General features: G+C 68.8%; 15 protein-coding genes. 6 read left to right on the top strand and 9 right to left on the bottom strand.

Features of this window, described 5'->3' with window-relative positions; all coding sequences use genetic code 11:
* Positions 1-68: 68 nt before the first annotated feature.
* Positions 69-683: a DUF6886 family protein gene (locus tag ABN028_RS23140; protein WP_349330385.1), complete on the top strand. Its 615-nt coding sequence runs from the start codon at positions 69-71 to the stop codon at positions 681-683.
* Positions 684-824: 141 nt separating this feature from the next.
* The gene (locus ABN028_RS23135) at positions 825-1,196 is read left to right on the top strand and encodes a VOC family protein (RefSeq protein ID WP_349330384.1); all 372 of its coding nucleotides are present in this window, start codon (positions 825-827) and stop codon (positions 1,194-1,196) included.
* A gap of 21 nt (positions 1,197-1,217) precedes the next feature.
* Here the strand turns inward: ABN028_RS23135 and ABN028_RS23130 are convergent, their stop codons facing one another.
* Positions 1,218-3,815 carry a replicative DNA helicase gene (locus tag ABN028_RS23130; protein WP_502879206.1) on the bottom strand — a complete coding sequence of 866 codons (2,598 nt, stop codon included), beginning with the start codon at positions 3,813-3,815 and terminating at the stop codon, positions 1,218-1,220.
* A gap of 568 nt (positions 3,816-4,383) precedes the next feature.
* Here ABN028_RS23130 and ABN028_RS23125 point away from each other — a divergent pair.
* Positions 4,384-5,751, top strand: coding sequence for an MATE family efflux transporter (locus ABN028_RS23125; RefSeq protein ID WP_349698072.1), 1,368 nt, complete (start codon positions 4,384-4,386; stop codon positions 5,749-5,751).
* A 155-nt stretch (positions 5,752-5,906) separates the two neighbouring features.
* Here ABN028_RS23125 and ABN028_RS23120 read toward each other — a convergent pair whose 3' ends face one another.
* From ABN028_RS23120 to ABN028_RS23110, 3 genes are all read right to left on the bottom strand, one after another.
* Positions 5,907-7,319, bottom strand: coding sequence for a serine hydrolase (locus ABN028_RS23120; RefSeq protein ID WP_349330381.1), 1,413 nt, complete (start codon positions 7,317-7,319; stop codon positions 5,907-5,909).
* Positions 7,320-7,382: 63 nt separating this feature from the next.
* Positions 7,383-8,966, bottom strand: coding sequence for a M1 family metallopeptidase (locus tag ABN028_RS23115; protein WP_349698071.1), 1,584 nt, complete (start codon positions 8,964-8,966; stop codon positions 7,383-7,385).
* Between the two features lie 454 nt (positions 8,967-9,420).
* A complete protein-coding gene (locus ABN028_RS23110; protein WP_349698070.1) occupies positions 9,421-10,905 on the bottom strand; it encodes a serine hydrolase in 1,485 nt (494 codons plus the stop codon).
* A 298-nt stretch (positions 10,906-11,203) separates the two neighbouring features.
* Between ABN028_RS23110 and ABN028_RS23105 the strand changes: the two genes are divergently transcribed.
* Together ABN028_RS23105 and ABN028_RS23100 are read left to right on the top strand one after the other, a co-directional pair.
* On the top strand, positions 11,204-12,046 hold the full coding sequence (locus ABN028_RS23105; protein ID WP_349698069.1) for an ion transporter: 843 nt from the start codon (positions 11,204-11,206) through the stop codon (positions 12,044-12,046).
* A 121-nt stretch (positions 12,047-12,167) separates the two neighbouring features.
* Entirely contained in the window at positions 12,168-12,767 is a 600-nt protein-coding gene (locus ABN028_RS23100; protein WP_349698068.1) for a sulfotransferase family protein, read from the top strand.
* A gap of 27 nt (positions 12,768-12,794) precedes the next feature.
* Here ABN028_RS23100 and rplI read toward each other — a convergent pair whose 3' ends face one another.
* The 5 genes from rplI to ABN028_RS23075 all read right to left on the bottom strand — a co-directional run bounded on the left by rplI (position 12,795) and on the right by ABN028_RS23075 (position 15,736).
* Positions 12,795-13,244: a 50S ribosomal protein L9 gene (gene rplI, locus ABN028_RS23095; protein ID WP_349330376.1), complete on the bottom strand. Its 450-nt coding sequence runs from the start codon at positions 13,242-13,244 to the stop codon at positions 12,795-12,797.
* A gap of 14 nt (positions 13,245-13,258) precedes the next feature.
* The gene (gene rpsR, locus ABN028_RS23090; RefSeq protein WP_349330375.1) at positions 13,259-13,495 is read right to left on the bottom strand and encodes a 30S ribosomal protein S18; all 237 of its coding nucleotides are present in this window, start codon (positions 13,493-13,495) and stop codon (positions 13,259-13,261) included.
* Between the two features lie 142 nt (positions 13,496-13,637).
* A complete protein-coding gene (locus tag ABN028_RS23085; protein WP_349330374.1) occupies positions 13,638-14,180 on the bottom strand; it encodes a single-stranded DNA-binding protein in 543 nt (180 codons plus the stop codon).
* A 12-nt stretch (positions 14,181-14,192) separates the two neighbouring features.
* Positions 14,193-14,483, bottom strand: coding sequence for a 30S ribosomal protein S6 (gene rpsF, locus ABN028_RS23080; protein ID WP_349330373.1), 291 nt, complete (start codon positions 14,481-14,483; stop codon positions 14,193-14,195).
* A gap of 257 nt (positions 14,484-14,740) precedes the next feature.
* On the bottom strand, positions 14,741-15,736 hold the full coding sequence (locus ABN028_RS23075) for a hypothetical protein (RefSeq protein ID WP_349698067.1): 996 nt from the start codon (positions 15,734-15,736) through the stop codon (positions 14,741-14,743).
* Between the two features lie 273 nt (positions 15,737-16,009).
* On the opposite strand from ABN028_RS23075, the gene ABN028_RS23070 reads away from it, so the two are divergent.
* On the top strand, positions 16,010-16,816 hold the full coding sequence (locus ABN028_RS23070) for a deoxyribonuclease IV (RefSeq protein WP_349330371.1): 807 nt from the start codon (positions 16,010-16,012) through the stop codon (positions 16,814-16,816).
* Positions 16,817-17,091: the final 275 nt, after the last annotated feature.

Here is a 17,091-nt window from a genome sequence, read left to right as displayed (position 1 = left end):
ACACCTCACCTCTCGTGCGCGCGGAATTGGCCTGGCCGGCCAGGGTCGTTCGACGATAGAACATCAGGATGCGACCGAAGTACGGAGAAGTGCTGCACTTTTCCGAGGATCCCGCGATCACGAGGTTCGTCCCCCACGTCGCGCCCACCTCCAGCCAGGAGGAGGCGTACGTATGGGCGGTCGACGCCGGGCGCGCACAGGACTACTGGTTCCCTCGCGACTGCCCGCGGGCGATGGCATGGGTCGGTCCGAACACGACGGCGGCGGACCGTGACCGGATCATCGGGGCGGGATGCGGGGCCCGGGTGCACGCGATCGAGTACGGCTGGCTCGAGCGAATTCAGAGCGTCGCGTTGTACGCCTACCGCCTGCCCGCCGCACCGTTCGCCCCCATTGGCGGGGCGGAGCCACACGCGGTCGTCGCCACGGAGCCGGTCGAGCCGCTGGGCCCGCCGGAGCCGGTGCGGGATCTCCTGTCCCTCCACCAGGCGGCCGGGATCCAGCTCCGGCTGCTCGACAACCTCTGGGAGTTCTGGGACGAGGTGATCGCCAGCACCCTGAGCTTCAGCGGCATCCGGCTGCGCAACGCCAAACCACGGCGCGGATCAGCCGAGACCTCCCCCGCCGCCGAGACCCCTCCTGCCGCCGACGCCTCCGCCACCTCCGAGGCCTTCCCCACGTAGGCGCGACTTGCCGAGCTTTGGGTCGGCTGTGAAGTGCATGGTCCTGTCCCGGCGGTAGCGTGGACAGCGGGATCACTGTGGCGACCACTCGTCCACGTCGTCGCGCGATTGCCGCCGTCACTGCAAAAGGGGGGACGCCAGATGTTCAAGGACGCCAGGGCATTCAGCGGGTTTGCGGTCAACGACATCCCGGCCGCCAAGAAGTTCTACGGCGACACGCTCGGGCTGGACGTGTCCGAGGAGCACGGGATGCTCACATTGCACATCGCGGGTGGAGCCGAGATCTTCGTCTATCCGAAACGCGACCACACGCCGGCGACGTTCACCATCCTCAACTTCCCGGTCGACGACATCGACGTCGCCGTCGACGAACTCAGGCGGCGTGGCGTCGAGTTCGAACGGTACGAGCGAATCAAGACCGACGAGAAGGGCGTCATGCGCGGCCACGGGCCGGATATCGCATGGTTCAAGGACCCGGCCGGCAACGTCCTGTCCGTTCTCCAGGAGAAGTGACGCCGACGCAATCCGCGAGTTTTATCCCTGGGCCATGTCGACAAAACGTTGGTAGTGACCCTGAAATGCGACGGTGAGGTTGGCTGTCGGCCCGTTACGGTGTTTGGCGACGATGAAGTCCGCCTCACCCGGCCGCGACGACTCCCTTTCGTACGCATCCTCGCGATGCAGGAGAATCACCATATCGGCATCCTGCTCGATGCTGTTATGGACGGCAATTCCTTCGGCGACGAAGTTGTGCGTGCCCAACACCGTCGCGTCATAGACATCCTGCTCGCCCAGCGATTCGACGGAGGTCACCGAATCCCAATAGACGTCATTGGTCGCCAATGTCTCCAGGTCAGCACTGTCGAGGACGCTAGCGATCCGGCCCAGCCGGCTTCGACTCGGTGCATGCTTCCAGAGCGTTGATCCGCAGAACTGTGTTCCCATGGCTGCGGCGAACTGCCGGTGAGTCAGTTGCTTCTCGGTGAGAACTGCCCGAACGCGTTCCCATACCTCGCGAGGCACGGTGTCGAGATTGGGATTGCCTGTCACCGCCCGGAGGCCTGGAAGTATCTCCTCCGCCACGAGACCTCGGGCCCCATGCACTCTCACGTCCTCGAGGAACCGGACCTGGTTCTCCGCTCCGACGACGTGCACATGGTACGAGTCCCGATATCCCGACTTCTTCACCGCCTTCACCCGAGTGAACACGTTGAACCGCAGCAGGAGACGGGCAACGTCGTCGGCCAGGCGCCGACTCGTCGAGGCGTAGTAGACACGTACGTTCCCTCGGCGGTCCCGGTGGACGCAGCCGTCGGTGGCCCAGAGGTGCCGGAGGAAGAGCGCGACCTGCGTCTTCGGGAGGGAGAACACGCCGGCAGGGATGAACTTCTCGTGCGACCGCAGCCCGAAGAGCCCCAACTCGTCCAACCAGGCGGCAATCGGATTGCGGCGCCCGTGCGTGAGCCGGTACGGCGCCGGAAGCCGGAGCGTCGTCACCCGCGCGGCCGGGTAGTCGTCCCGGACCGCCGTAATCCCGAAGCGGCGCGCTGCCGCCTCCGTGACGGCCGTGAGGTTGGCCTCGTCGATGCTCGCGTAGCGGATCGGTTGCCGGCGTACGAACGAACCGTCCCCCAGCAGGTGCGCCAGCATCACCACCTCGTCGGGATCCCACGACTCGATGCCCAATGGTGGTGGAACATGGCGGGCGACCCCGATCCGAGTGCCCTCCGAAAGCTCCCCGAGCGGTCGCCATCCGTCGTAGGTGAGGAACGGATGGTTGGCGGTGGCGGTGATCTCCCTTCCGGACGCCAGACGCAGCCGGAACACCTCCTTGACGCCGCTGGGGAAGACGTGCGTCATGGTGCGCGGCACCAACTTGAGGCGGTCGTCGAGGGACCACACCGGCACGTCCCGCGCACCCGAGGCCAGTAGCTCACCGAGTGAGACCTCCGCACCGGTGTCGGCGCGCAACAGCCGTGTGTCGGCGGTCAGGCATCCGGACTCGCGAAGGTCGGAGAGCATGGGGCGCTTGTCGGTGCGCTGCTCTGGACCACGGTTGAGCTGGGCGACGGCGACGACCGGGACCTCGAGCTCCTTCGCGAGCAGCTTGAGATTACGCGAGAACTCCGACACCTCGACCTGACGACTCTCCACCCGCTTGCCCGACGTCATCAGCTGCAGGTAGTCGATGATGACGAGCTTCAGATCATGCCGCTGCCGTAGGCGTCGGCACTTGGCGCGGATCTCCATGAGCGTCATGTTCGGCGAGTCGTCGATGAACAACGGTGCTCCGGACACCTCGCCCATCTTGCGAGCGAGCCGCGCCCAGTCGTCGTCGCTCATCGAACCCTGCCGCATGTGCTGCAGGGGAACCCGCGCCTCGGCCGACAGCAGCCGCATGGTGATCTCGGTGCGGCTCATCTCGAGTGAGAAGATCACCGACGCCAGATCGTTGTGGATCGACGCCGACCGCGCGAGGTTGAGAGCGAGGATACTTTTGCCCACGCCGGGTCTCGCAGCCACCACTATCAGCTGGCCGGGGTGGAGGCCGTTGGTGAGGCTGTCCATGTCGGCGAAGCCGGTCGGCACCCCGATCATCTGCCCGCCACGGGAGCCGATCGCCTCGATCTCGTCGAGGGTCGCCTCCATGATCTCGCTGAGCGGGCGGTAGTCCTCGCTGCCGCGCTTGTCGGTGACGCCGTAGACCTCGGCCTGGGCGCGGTCGACCACGTCGTCGACGTCACCGTCGCCGGCATAGCCGAGCTGGGTGACCTTGGTGCCGGCCTCCACCAGCCTCCGCAGGATCGCCTTCTCCCGCACGATCGCGGCGTAGTAGCCGGCGTTGGCGGCGGAGGGTACGGAGGCGATCAGGGTGTGGAGGTAGGGCGCTCCGCCGATCCGGCCGAGCTCGCCGCTGCGCTGAAGCTCCGCCGACACCGTCACCGCGTCGGCCGGCTCACCCCGGCCGTACAGATCGAGGATCGCTTCGTAGACCGTCTCGTGCGCCGGCTTGTAGAAGTCCGTGCCCCGGACCGCTTCGATCACGTCGGCGATCGCGTCCTTCGACAGGAGCATGCTGCCGAGAACGCACTGCTCCGCGGTGACATCCTGCGGCGGGATGCGGTCCGGCATGCCACCAGGCGCGGCCGATCGCGGTCCATGTAGCTCACTCACGCTCACAGCAGGTGTAGTCCTTCCCCCAGGCTCGGTGTGCACCGACGAACTCCACACGAAGCGGACGTCGCGACCCTGTCACGCCCCCGAGGTGGTGGGCGACCAGCTTCCACCGGCATGCGAGATCTGTCCTATCGCAAGGCACCGACAACTGCCGGCGGAGCTCGAATCGGGGGTGTGAGCAGGGCGAACGCCGCTGTGCGACGTGGAGCACGACAGTACGCGGGAACACCGCGCGTCGCGAAGCTCGTCGTCCACAGCGACTGTGGACGACAGGCGTGGAATGGTGCAGAACCTGGGGATTCGCTGTGCACAGCCTGGGGACTTCCCTGTGGATGAGGGTCGGCTGCGGCGACGATCAGCCGGATCGCCTGCGCATTCGACGTCCCCACGCTGTGGATAGAAACTATGTGGTGGGCAATTTCCGGGCGCCGCCGTCGCCGCTCGGATGCCCGTCCATCGGGGGTCGCTGTGGACGCCCTGGTTCCTGAGAAGTCCCACTCTGCTGTCCGAGGAGTCACCGCCTGTGTCATCACGCCTCCGGCGCGCGCTGCGGAACCCGCACGACCCCGAGATCCTCCGGCTCGCCGTCCCGGCCTTCGGCGCCCTCGTCGCCGAACCCCTCTACCTTCTCGCCGACTCAGCCATCGTCGGCCACCTCGGCACCCCCCAGCTCGCGGCGCTGGGCCTGGCCGGCACCGCCCTCCAGACGTTGGCGACGCTCTTCATCTTCCTTGCGTACGCCACCACCGCGACGGTCGCGCGGCAGCTTGGGGCGGGCGACCGACGGGCGGCGATCGCCGGCGGCATCGACGGCCTCTGGCTCGCGCTCGGACTCGGTGTCGTGCTCGCGCTGGTCGGCGTGCTCGCCGCACCTGCCGCGGTGGGGGCGTTCGACCCGTCGGCGGCGGTCCAGGAGTACGCCGTCACCTACCTGCGGATCGGCGTCCTCGGCATGCCGGCGCTGCTCCTGACCTTCGCCGGCACCGGTGTCCTCCGCGGCCTCCAGGACACCCGGACGCCCCTGTGGATAGCGGGCGCGGCGTACGGCGCCAACGTCGTCCTCAACGTGCTCTTCGTCTACGGCTTCGGCTGGGGGATCGCCGGATCGGCGTGGGGGACCGTGGTCGCGCAGACCGGTGGCGCCGTGGCGCTCGTGGTGGTCGTCGTCCGGGGCGCCCGCCGGCACGGCGTCTCGCTGCGTCCCCACCTGGGCGGAATCCGCGAGTCCGCTCACGGCGGGGTCCCGCTGCTCGTACGCACCCTCACCCTGCGCGCCGCGATTCTCGTGACGACCTACGTCGCCACCGAAGTCGGGGACACCGCGCTCGCCGCCCACCAGGTCGCCTTCACCCTGTGGACAACTCTCGCGCTCGCCCTGGACGCGCTGGCCATCGCCGGCCAGGCCATCGTGGGGCGCTATCTCGGCGGCTCCGACGTCGCCGGTACCCGGGCGGCGACCCGGCGGATGATCGAATGGGGCGTCGCCGCCGGCCTGGTCTTCGGGCTCGTCCTGGTGCTGGCCCGGCCGCTCTACATCCCCCTCTTCACCGCCGACCCGCAGGTGCAGGCCCTGCTGGCCGACGTGATCCTCGTGTTCGCGGTGTTCGAACCACTCGCCGGCATCGTCTTCGTGCTCGACGGTGTGCTGATCGGTGCGGGCGACGGGCGCTATCTGGCGTACGCGGGACTCTGGACGCTCGTCGCGTTCCTGCCACTTGCCGGACTGGTGCTCGGTCTCGACGGCGGGCTGGTCGCGCTCTGGTGGGCGTTCGGCGGGTTCATGGTGGCGCGCCTGGTGACGCTCATGCTCCGCGAGCGCAGCGGCGCCTGGCTCGTCACCGGCGCCGCCGCCGGCGCGGTGAGCACGCGGCACGGTAAGCATGAGGACTGAGCCGAGTCGGCGCACCGTTTCCTGATCACCGGCCGGTCGGCGGGGTCGGAGACCGAGAGCTTCGGCCGGCGAATGACCACGCTGAGCAGGCGGGTGCTGTCCCGCAAGCCATCCACGCCTGGCCCGGGTTCCCCGCACCTGCTCAGCGTGGTCATTTACCCTCGGCGCGCCATGATGAGGTCGATGTCGCGACCGAGCGTGGCGATCTTCTCGGTGTAGGAGACCGGGTGGATGCCCGGCGGGTCGGCCGGCTTGTGAGCGTCGGCGAACCGCAGCCCGAGGTTGGTGTAGACCACGACGATGTACGACCGCTGCCGCGCACCCGCGCCCGGCAGGGAGCGGACGATGCCCGCGTCACCGCCCGCCTGGTTGGTCAGGCCGGTCTTGTGGGCGAACTCCACCTCGGCGGTCTCGTTGCACGGTCGTACGTCCTGGCCGAAGACCCGCCCGGCGACGGTCACCGTGCCGTCGTCCGGATCGATCCAACGGTCCGGCACCCGCTGCGGGATGCCCGCGGCCGGGTAGTCCCGACCGCACCAGTTGGTCGTGGAGAGTGCCTGGTTGAGGCCCTGGTCAGCCAGGTGTCCCGTGAAGAACTCGCGCGAGGACGCGCTCAACAGGTCGGCGGTCACCGGATCGCCGGCAGGCGTACGCCAGAGTTCGCCCGATGCCCCGGAGACGACCAGCAGGAGGCGGGCGGTGTCGAGCGCGGACATGTTCATGCCGAGCCAGGTACCGCCGGTCGCGGGGTTGGAGCCCCGCACCTGCAGGGTCCCGAGCCCCAGGTCGGCGAACGTCGCGTTGAGCGGGTCCACCTCGCCCAGGTCGTGCAGCTTCTTGAGCAACGCACAGGTCGCGCGGTTGTCCGACACCGTGATCATCAGCTCGAACCACTCGGCGATCGTCATCGTGCCCGGCTCGCCACAGCTGGTGTTGGCCGGTGCGTACGCCAGATCGTCGTCGAGCCCGAGCACACCCTCGTCGACCTGCTGGAGGATTCCGAAGCCCACCATCAGCTTCAGCACCGACGCCGGGTAGGGCGACATCATCTCCAGCGGGGCGTGCTCCCGGCCGGGAACGACGTCCTCCGATCCGGCCGAACCGGCGTCCCACTCCTCGGTGTTCCAGCGCCGCCAGCGGACCTGGGTGGTCCCGAGATCCTCGTCGACCGGCACGACCACGCCGTGCGGGTAGTCCTTGCTCAGCAGGACGTTCGCCACCGCGCTCGGCCGACCGGAGCCGTCGAGCTCGATCACCGCCGCGTCGACGTTCGGCGTGCGGGTGTTGGGGACGCTCGCGTCGTTCGGCCGCATCGGCCACGGCCCGCCACCGATGTCCTCGCGGAGCAGATCGGCCGGTGAGGTCGCCGGTGGCAAGAGGTCGACGAGACCGTCGGCGAACCGCTGGTCGTCGACGGCCTTCCTGAGTTCGGCGGAGAGCCGAGCGGACTCAACAGGTCGTCTCGCTTCTGGCGACGCGAGACCCCCCGCCGGGCCACCAGCATCGGCCGGTGTCGGACCGCCGGCCCATGCGGGGACTGCCATCGCCCCTACCAGCAGAGGTGCCATGAGTGTGATCCTGAGATGCCGGGCTCTTCGCTGGTCCCGCATGGTCGACTGCTCCATTCGTTCCTACTTGGTCCCGAGGCGGTCGGTCTGGAGCGTGCTCTTTGCCACCGGCCCGGTCGGGACCGGGTCGACGGGCCAGTCGGGGTGGTTCGGCATCGGCGGCGTCTTCGTGCCGTAGAGCCACTCCTCGAGGAACGGCTTGACCGACGGGTCACCGGACACGTCGGCTGCCATGGCGACGAACTGCGCGGTGCTCACATTGCCATTGCGGTACTTCGCGAGGATCGCGTCCTCGATCTGCGCGAACGGCTCCGGACCCACCTTCTCCCGCAGGGCGTAGAGAACGAGGACACCGCCGGTGTAGCGCTGGTTGTCGAACAGGTTCGCGGCGTTCGGGTCTGCCACCGGACCTGACTCGGCCCGCCAGATGTCGCCCTGGCTGTAGGTGTACTTCATCCGCTGCTCCATCGTCGTGAAGCCGCGCGCGTCCGGCCAGCCGCGTTCGTACCGGTAGAGCAGGCCGTAGTAGTCGGCGTGCCCCTCGTTGATCCACAGGTCCGACCACGACGCCGGTGACACGCTGTTGCCCCACCAGTTGTGCACCATCTCGTGCATCATGTGCGAGCCGATGTTCTTCTCCTCCTGGGTGAGGAACGCCGGCTTGTAGAGCGTGAGGGTCTGCGTCTCCAGACCGGTGAAGTCGAACGCCTCGGGGTCGTCGGTGTCGGCCGGCAGCAGGCCGTACGCCTCCAGCGGGAAGTCGCCGAGGTAGGGCCGAATCCAGTTGAGGTGTCCCGGCGTCAAGGACAGTGCGGGCTCGAGCGTCGACACCTTCTCGGCCGGCACGACGTCTCGCAGGTGGACGCCGGTGTCGGCGCCACGGTCGACGATCTCGTAGCCACCGACGGCGATCTGGAGGAGTTCGGTCGCGATCGGATCGCGGGAGACGTACGCCACGGTCGTCCGGCCGTCCTTGGTCGACTCGGCGACCTTGGTACCGTTCGCCACCGCCGTCGTCCCCTCCGGCACGGTGATCCGGAACGCGAAGTGGGCCTTGTCCGACGGGTGGTCGTTACTCGGCAGCACCGCGTGCGCACCTGCCGGCTGGGGCGCCAAGGCGAAGCCGCGCTCGGTCGGAACCCAGCCCTGGTTGGGAACCGGCGTGCGCGGGTCGGCGCCGTAGCTCACCTTGACGACGAATGTCTTGCCCTTGCCGAGTGCCGAGGCGGGGGTGATGACCAGTTCCTCGCCGTCCTGCGCGAAGGTCGCCGGCCTGCCGTTGACCTCGACGGCGTTGATGGTGAGGCCCACGGCGTCGAGGTTGAACCTCGAAAGCTCCTGGGTCGCCCGGGCCGTGAGGAGGACCTGGGCATCGACGGTCTGGTCCTGCTCGGAGTAGTCGAAGTCCACGAGGTACTTCGAGACGTCGTAACCGCCGTTGCCGAGGTTCGGGTACACCTTGTCGCCGACACCTGGTGCGCCGGGTGCCGGCGCGCCCGCTGCCAGGGCACGAGCGGCCAGCGCCCGAGCGGCCGGCGACGAGGCGTCGGGCTCGACCGCGGCCGCTGGCAGTAGCGGAGCCGCCGTCACGGCTATGGCGGCGGCCGCCGGCAGCAGCAGCCTGCTCGCGCGGGAGTGCACACGCATCGTGAGGAATCTCCTTCACAGGATCCGGATCGAGTTGCTCGAGGCGGAGCGGGGTCCAGCGAAGCCTGTCCGAACGACCTGAATCCGCGCTGTGGCGAACCTTCACCCGACTGGTGGGACTTGAGTGACTGGTGCGACTGGTTCGACGCGCATGTTCAGGCCACTGGACAGACCTCTTACGGCTACGGCTGTCCAAAGGTGACACACGGCTGAAGGAAATTTCCACACCTGGCCGGGCATTCGCAACCCGGATGTGATCTTGGTACGCCGACAGTGCACTCCTGTGTCCGCGCAGTGCGCACCCGCTACCCGTACCGCCGATCAGCGCGGCCGGCGTCCCCACAGCCGGAGAGCGCGGCCGGCGTCCCCACAGCCGGAGAGCGCGGCCGGCGTCCCCACAGCCGGAGAGCGCGGCACTCCCGGACGCCGCCGCGACGTCGGCGTCCTGCGGACGCTAGTGGCTCGCGTGCCGCTCGATCATGATCGTGTCGATGCGGTCGCCCAGTTTGGCGATCTTCTCGGTGTAGGCGACCGGATAGGTGCCCGGCGGATCCGCCGGCTTGTCCGCGTCGGTGAAGCGCTGGCCGAGGTTCGTGAACACGGCCACGATGTAGTGCCGCTCAGGCGCTCCCGGCAGCGACCGCACGATCCCCACGTCGGCAGCCGCCTCCATCGACAGGCCGGTCTTGTGCGCGAAGGTCACCTCCGCCCGCCGGTTGCACGGGCGTACGTCCTGCCGATAGGCACGGCCGTCCACCGTGACGGTGCCGTCCGTACGCCGGATCCACCGCTCAGGCACCCGCTGCGGTATCCCGCTGGCCGGGTACTCCCGTCCGCACCAGTTGCTGGTCGACAGCGCATGGTTCAGGCCCTGCTGCCCGAGCGTCCTGGTGAAGAACGCCCGGGAGGACGGGCTCAGCAGGTCTGCGGTCACGGCCGCGCCCTCGCGCGTACGCCAAAGCGTGCCGGGAGCACCGGAGAGCACCAGCAGGAGGCGGGCGGTGTCGAGGGCGGACATGTTCATGTCCAGCCACCAGCCGCCGGTCTCCGGATCGGTGCCCCTGACCTGAAGGGTCGTGAGGCCGACCCGGCGGAACGTCGCGTTGAGCGGCTCCACCGTCTCCAGGTCGTGCAGCCTTGCCAGCAGGACGCAGGTAGCGGCGTTGTCCGACACCGTGATCATCCGGTCGAACCAGTCGCGGACGTCGCGGGTGAGCTTCTCCCCCCGCGCGGCGCAGTTCTCCGGAGTTCCCGTGTAGGACAGCCGGTCGTCGAGCGAGAGCTGGCCGCGGTCCACCGCGCGCAGCACGCCGAAGCCGACCATCAGTTTCACGACAGACGCGGGATACGGCGACATGAACTCCAGCGGGGCGTCCTCGCGCCCGCGAACGACGTCCTCCGTCCCGGCCCTGCCGGCCTCCCACGCGTTGATGTCCCACCGCCGCCAGCGCACCTTCGTGGTGCCGAGGTTCTCGCCGATCGGCACCACCGCTCCGTGCGGATGGTCCGCGCTCATCACCGCGTTCGCCACCGCGCTCGGCCGACCGGACGCGTCGAGCTCGATGACCGCCACGTCCACATTGGGCATGGCCGTCCGCCGGTCCAGGGTCAGGTCGACGATGCCCTCACCGAAGCGCTGCTCGTCGAGCGCCTGCTGAAGCTGGGCCGCGAGCCTGGTCGTGTCGACGGCGGATCCGGAGTCCGGGACCGGCATACCGCGGTCGCGTCCAGCGCGTCCACCGCGTTCATCGCGACGAGGCGCGTCGGTAGGGGTCGGTGTGGCCGAGACGGTCTTTGTCCGCGGTGCCGCCTTCTCGCGCGCCGACCCACCTGCGTCCCGCTGCGTCCCCGTCGCCTCACAGGCCGTCATGCCAGGGAGGAGAATCACGGCCAGGGCGGCAGCGATGACGCGGCGCGGTCCGGTGCCCTGTCGCCTCACGTCGACGCTCCCTTCAGCGGGTCGGTCGGATCCGCCCGTGAAGGTGGTCGCAGCTTCGCGACGCCTCGGCCCACCGTACGCACGGATCGCGGACGGGCGGAACCCCTGAGAGGGGTGGGCGACCGAGGATGCGGCGCGGCCACGCGGGAAACTACGCGAGCCGGGGTGGCCCACGTCCGGACGTGGACGAGGTGACCACAGCAGACGGTACGCATCGACCTGATGACACTGCGTACATGGTAGCGACCGTTCGTTACCCTCCCACCTGCGCCGGCTACACCGAAGAGGGAGTACGTACGTGGCACGCGAACAGGTCCGTAACCTTGTCGAACACCGCTGGTTCCAGCAGTGCGTGACTGCCGTGATCGTGCTCAACGCCGTGACACTCGGCCTCGAGACCTCACCCGGCCTGCTCCGCGAACTCGGGGACGCACTGCACTGGATCGACCGCGCAGCGTTGATCTTCTTCGTGGTGGAGATCCTGCTGCGGATCTACGCACACGGCCGACGGTTCTTCCGCGACCCGTGGAGCATCTTCGACATCACCGTGGTCGCGATCGCCCTGATCCCGGCGTCGGGGCCGTTCGCCGTCGTCCGGGCTCTGCGGGTCCTGCGCGTGCTCCGGCTGATCTCCCAGGTTAGTTCGATGCGCCGGGTGGTGTCCGGCCTCCTCGCGGCGATGCCGGGCATGGCGTCCACGGGCGCCCTGCTGGCCCTCATCCTCTACGTCGCGGCCGTCATCGCGACCAAGCTGTTCGGCGAGGTGGTCCCTGCGTACTTCGGCGACTTCGGCACCACGCTCTTCACCCTCTTCCAGGTGATGACCGGCGAGGCGTGGCCCGACATCGCCCGCGAGCTGATGGCCGAGGTACCGCTGGCGTGGATCTTCTTCGTCGTCTTCATCCTGATCTCGAGCTTCGCCGTGCTCAATCTCTTCATCGCGGTCGTGGTGAGCGCGATGGAGGCCGAGATCGCCGCCGAACGGGCCGTCGAGGAGGCCGAGCAGGAGGCCGCGGCACAGGAACGCGACCGGGTGCTTCTCGAGGAGGTCCGCGCGCTTCGCTCCGAGATCGCCGAACTCCGGCGTTCCGGTGTGGCGGCACCCAGCCACGATGCGGCGGACCCGGTCAGCACGCCTTGACCCACGAGCACTCGAACCCGTCCTGCCCGTAGTCGGTCTTCGGCACCGAGGGATGCGCCCCTCTGCGCGCGGCACCGTGTTCGCGATCTCGTCCCGGCAAGATCGGCCTATGCTTGCGGTGATGTCACTTCAGCTCATCGGGGCAGGGTGGGGGCGAACCGGGACCGTGTCCCTGCGCTCCGCACTCGCCATCCTCGGCTACACCCCGCATCACATGAGCGAGGTGTTCGCGCACCCGGAGCAGGCCGAACTCTTCGTCCAGGCGGCTGACGATCCCGCCTTCGACTGGCAGCGGATCTACGCCGACTACACCGCGACACTCGACTGGCCGGGCTGCGCCTTCTGGCGCGAGCTCGCCGACGCCTACCCAGAGGCGAAGGTCCTCCTGACCGTGCGGGACCCGGCGCAGTGGTTCGACAGCTACAGCAGCACGATCTACCGCCCGGTCGCGCTCGGGTGGACCGACGATCCCACCGGGTCGTGGAACGACATGGCGCGGCGGGTCATCGTCGAACGCAGCCTCGGCGGCGAACCGCACGACCGCAGGCAGGTGATCGACGCGTTCCGGCACCACAACGCCGCCGTCCGAGCGACCATCGCGCCCGAACGGCTCCTCGTCCACCGCGTCGACCAGGGCTGGGGACCGCTGTGTGAGTTCCTCGGACAGCCGGTTCCCGACCAACCGTTCCCCCACCTGAACACGCGGGGCACCTGGGAGTGACCGCGCGCTGGGCTCCGCTGTCCTATGTCAGGCGGCGGAGACGACCTCCAGCGACAGGGTCGCGCTGAGCTCCGCGTGCAGGCGTACGGACACCTGGTGGCTGCCGAGTGTCTTGATCGGCGTCGTGATCTCGATCCGCCGCTTGTCGATGTTGGGCCCACCAGCGTCCTTGACCGCCGCCACGATGTCGCTGACGGTCACGGAACCGAAGAGCCGGCCACTGCCGCCCGATCGCGCGGTGAGCTTGACGTCGAGACTCTCGATCTGGCCCTTGACCGTCTTGGCCTGGCCGAGATCGCGGATCTCGCGTACCTCGCGTGCCTTGCGGATCGATGCGACCTGCTTCTCGCCGCCCCGGGTCCACCTGAGGGCGAGCCCGCGCGGCATGAGGTAGTTGCGGCCGTAGCCGTCCTTGACCTCGACGATGTCGCCGGGAGCGCCGAGACCCGACACTTCCTGGGTGAGGATGAGCTTCATGTCAGCGGCCTCCCTCAGCGCGCGGTGCTGGTGTAGGGCAGCAGGGCGACCTCGCGGGAGTTCTTGATCGCCACCGCGACGTCACGCTGGTGCTGCGTGCAGTTGCCGGTCACCCGCCGGGCGCGGATCTTGCCGCGGTCGGAGATGAACTTGCGCAGCAGGGTCGTGTCCTTGTAGTCGACGTAGGAGATCTTCTCCTTGCAGAAGACACAGACCTTCTTCTTGGGCTTGCGAATAGGTGGTTTGGCCATCGTGGTGCTCCTCCTCAGAAGCCCCGCTGGTGGTGGGACGGACCGGCGAGCCGAACTCGTCGGGACCGGCACAGCACAGTGCGGGAATGGTCAGTGATGGACACATACGGAGTCTCGGTGGTCGTGGTGCCGGGAGGTCCGGTCAGAACGGCGGTTCGTCGAAGGACCCGCCCTGCTGGCCGCCCTGGGCTGGACCGCCCTGGCCGCCGCCCCACGGGTCGCCGCCTCCCGACTGACCACCGCCGGACTGGCCGCCCCGGCCGCCACCGCCGCCTTGCGGCGTCTGCCACGGGTCGTCGCCACCGAAGCCGCCCTGCGAGCGGGTCGTCTTGGTGACCTTGGCGGTCGCGTTGCGCAGGCTCGGGCCCACCTCGTCGACCTCGATCTCATAGACCGTACGGCGTTCGCCCTCGCGGGTTTCGTACGACCGTTGCTTCAGCCGGCCCTGCACCACCACGCGCATGCCGCGCTGCAGCGACTCGGCGACGTTCTCCGCCGCCTGCCGCCACACGTTGCAGGTGAGGAACAGCGTCTCGCCGTCCTTCCACTCACCGCTCTGCCGGTCATAGGTGCGCGGAGTGGAGGCGAGCCGGAAGTTGGAGACCGCGGCGCCGGACGGGGTGAACCGCAGCTCGGGGTCGTCGACCAGGTTGCCGACGAGGGTGATGATCGTGTCGCCTGCCATGAACGTCTCCTATCAGCGGGCGTCGGGGCGGATGACTTTAGTCCGCAGCACCGACTCGTTCAGGCCAAGCTGACGGTCGAGCTCCTGTACGACCGCAGGCTCACACGACAGGTCGAGGACCGCGTAGATGCCTTCGGACTTCTTGTTGATGGCGTACGCCAGGCGGCGCCGACCCCACACGTCGACCTTCTCGACCGAACCGCCGCCCTGACGGACGAGGGTGAGGTACTGGTCAAGGGACGGTCCGACGGTGCGTTCCTCGAGATCGGCGTCGAGGATCACGATGACTTCGTAGCGACGCATGTGGAACCCCACCTCCTCTGGACTCGGGCGGCCACGGTCTCTCCGTGGCAGGAGGGCTTGCGTCAGGCCGGCGACGGCTGAGGGCGCGCCATGGGAGCGAGCGTCGTACGCCAGACGGAACGGAAAGGCTACCAGCCCCGGCTCGTGCACCCTCGCGCGCCGGGCCCCAGTACTGCTCTCCGGTGATCGTTGATCAACGTCTCGACGCCGGGATCTCCGCGCCGACGGCAACCCACGACCGCCGGAGTCCCCGCGACCTACCGGAAGACGCAGATGGCCTGGGAGACGATCGAGTCCCAACTCCTGTCCGTCGGACCGACGGCACCGGTCATGATCCGGTCGAAGTACCACGGTTCGATCGTTCGGAGCGTGGCGTCCGCTGGTGCGACATCGCTCACCGCCCCGCCCATGCTGATGGTCGGCTTGCGGAACTTGCGTGGGAGTCCTGGTATCGAGTAGTCCCAGTACTCCGGGCACTTCGCGTAAGCGACCTTGTACGACTCGGTCCCCCGCTGCTCCGAAGCGTCGTAAACGACCTGGTACCCCGCGGGCGTGTCGGCGCAGACGGCGTGGGTGAACAGGTTCCAGTCGTACGGATAGCCCTGCGGCGCCTCGTGCGCCTGTGCCCGAGTGCTGTCACCACTGCCGGACGCCCGTGCGACCTGCAGGCCGACCCCGACCTCGAGCCCGTGGTCCAGACCCACGGTCGCACCCGATCCGACGGCACGTTTGCCGCCCGGGCACGGCGCGACGGCCGCCTGCCTCGCCGACGACGACCTCGCCGTCTGCGTGGTCACGATGTGGTAGCCGGGCAGCGGGTCGGCGCAGATCGCGTACACATCGACCTTCCAGTTCTTGGAATTGCCCGCATAGGTCTCCGCCGCCGTCACCACGTAGCCGGACTTGCCGTAGGTCTTCTCGTAGTAGGGCCGTAGGCGGGTGAGGACCATCCGGCCGGGGCCGTTGATCCGGGCGCCGCCACCCAGCACCCGCTTGCCCTGCGGACACTCGGCACGGGCCCGCTTGACCGCCTCCGAGTTCTCCGCCGACTCCTCGAACATCCAGCTCAGTCCCTCCACCTTCGTCGCCGAGGCGGCACTCGCCGGACTCTGCACCGGCCCCGCGACCCCCACGCCCGCCAGCAGGGCCGCGGCGGCGGCCACCACGAGCGCCACCCGGGACGCGACCTGTCTGCCAGCCGATCTCGAGCGGACGAACCCGCCCACGGCCCACGACCCGCGTCTGGTGGTCATCTGATCTCCTCCGATCGAACGTGGGCCCGCGATGGCAATTCACCTTCGTCCGCAGGCCCTCCGGTGCCGGTACGCCGCACGATGGTCGGAGGTTCGCGGCCAGGGATCACAGACGGGGCGTCGGAGCTGCAGGAGGTCTCTCGCCACACGGCTCGGGATATAGGGGCGCGCGCGCCACGCACGTGCGGGCGGCGGCAGCACCCCGCACCAGCAACGCGCGCCAGTACGCACCGCTGCGCACAGGTGTCGGCGGCACCTCGTAGGGTTCGGAACATGACCAGCGTGCCCATCGGCGCCCACGTCGATCAGGAAGACCCGATCGCTGAAGCGCGCGTCCGCTCCGCCGACATCGTGCAGTTCTTCCTCGGCGACCCGCAGAGCTACAAGGCGCCGAAGGTCGCGTACGCAGGAGGTGCCGAAGGGCTGGCCGCGGCAGCCACCGAGGCCGGCGTCGGGCTCTATATCCACGCGCCTTACCTCATCAACGTCGCGACCACCAACAACCGGATCCGGATCCCGTCCCGCAAGCTGCTGCAGCAGTTCGTCGACGCCGCGGCCGGCGTGGGAGCCCAGGCCCTGATCGTGCACGCGGGTCACGTGCTCTCCGACGACGATCCCGAGATCGGGTTCGACAACTGGCGCAAGGCCATCGACCGGCTCGAGATGCGCTGCCAGGTGCTGATCGAGAACACCGCCGGCGGCGACAACGCGATGGCCCGCCGGCTCGACCGGATCGCCCGACTCTGGGAGGCGATCGGGTCCGCCAAGGGCGGCGACACCATCGGGTTCTGTCTCGACACCTGCCATTTCCACGCCGGTGGCGAGGAGCTCGCCACCGTCGTCGAGCGGGTGAAGGCGATCACCGGCCGGGTCGACCTGGTGCACGCCAACGACTCCCAGGACGGGTTCGACTCCGGGCGCGACCGGCACGCCAACCTCGGCACGGGCAAGATCGCCGCCGAGGACCTGCTGGCGGTGATCCGTTCCGCCGGGGCGCCCGTCGTGGTGGAGACACCCGGCGGCGCCGAGGGGCAGGGTGCCGACATTGCCTGGCTGCGCGAGCACCTCGACGCCGGCTGATCCAAGCGTAGGCGCCAGTCCCGCCTGTTCCGGTTGACGGACAGGCCTCCGCCAATGCGTGGCGCGCGCGAGTGGCCACGCTGAGCATGCCTCTAGCAGCAGGCACCGGCGTCGACGCCTATTCGGCGCCCATAGGCATGGGCAGCGTGGTCATTCGCCGAGGTCAGGCATGGGCAGCGTGGTCATTTGCAGCAGCCGGGCACCCGGCCGCCTGCCCCTACCCCAACCGCCTCGGCGCAGGACAGCCTGGCCACTCGGCCGCGAACCTCTCCCAT

This window comes from Actinopolymorpha sp. B17G11 (genome assembly GCF_040196095.1).
Taxonomy (GTDB): domain Bacteria; phylum Actinomycetota; class Actinomycetes; order Propionibacteriales; family Actinopolymorphaceae; genus Thermasporomyces.
The sequence above is the reverse complement of the archived record's forward strand: the minus strand, read 5'-3'. Positions and strand labels throughout refer to the sequence as shown.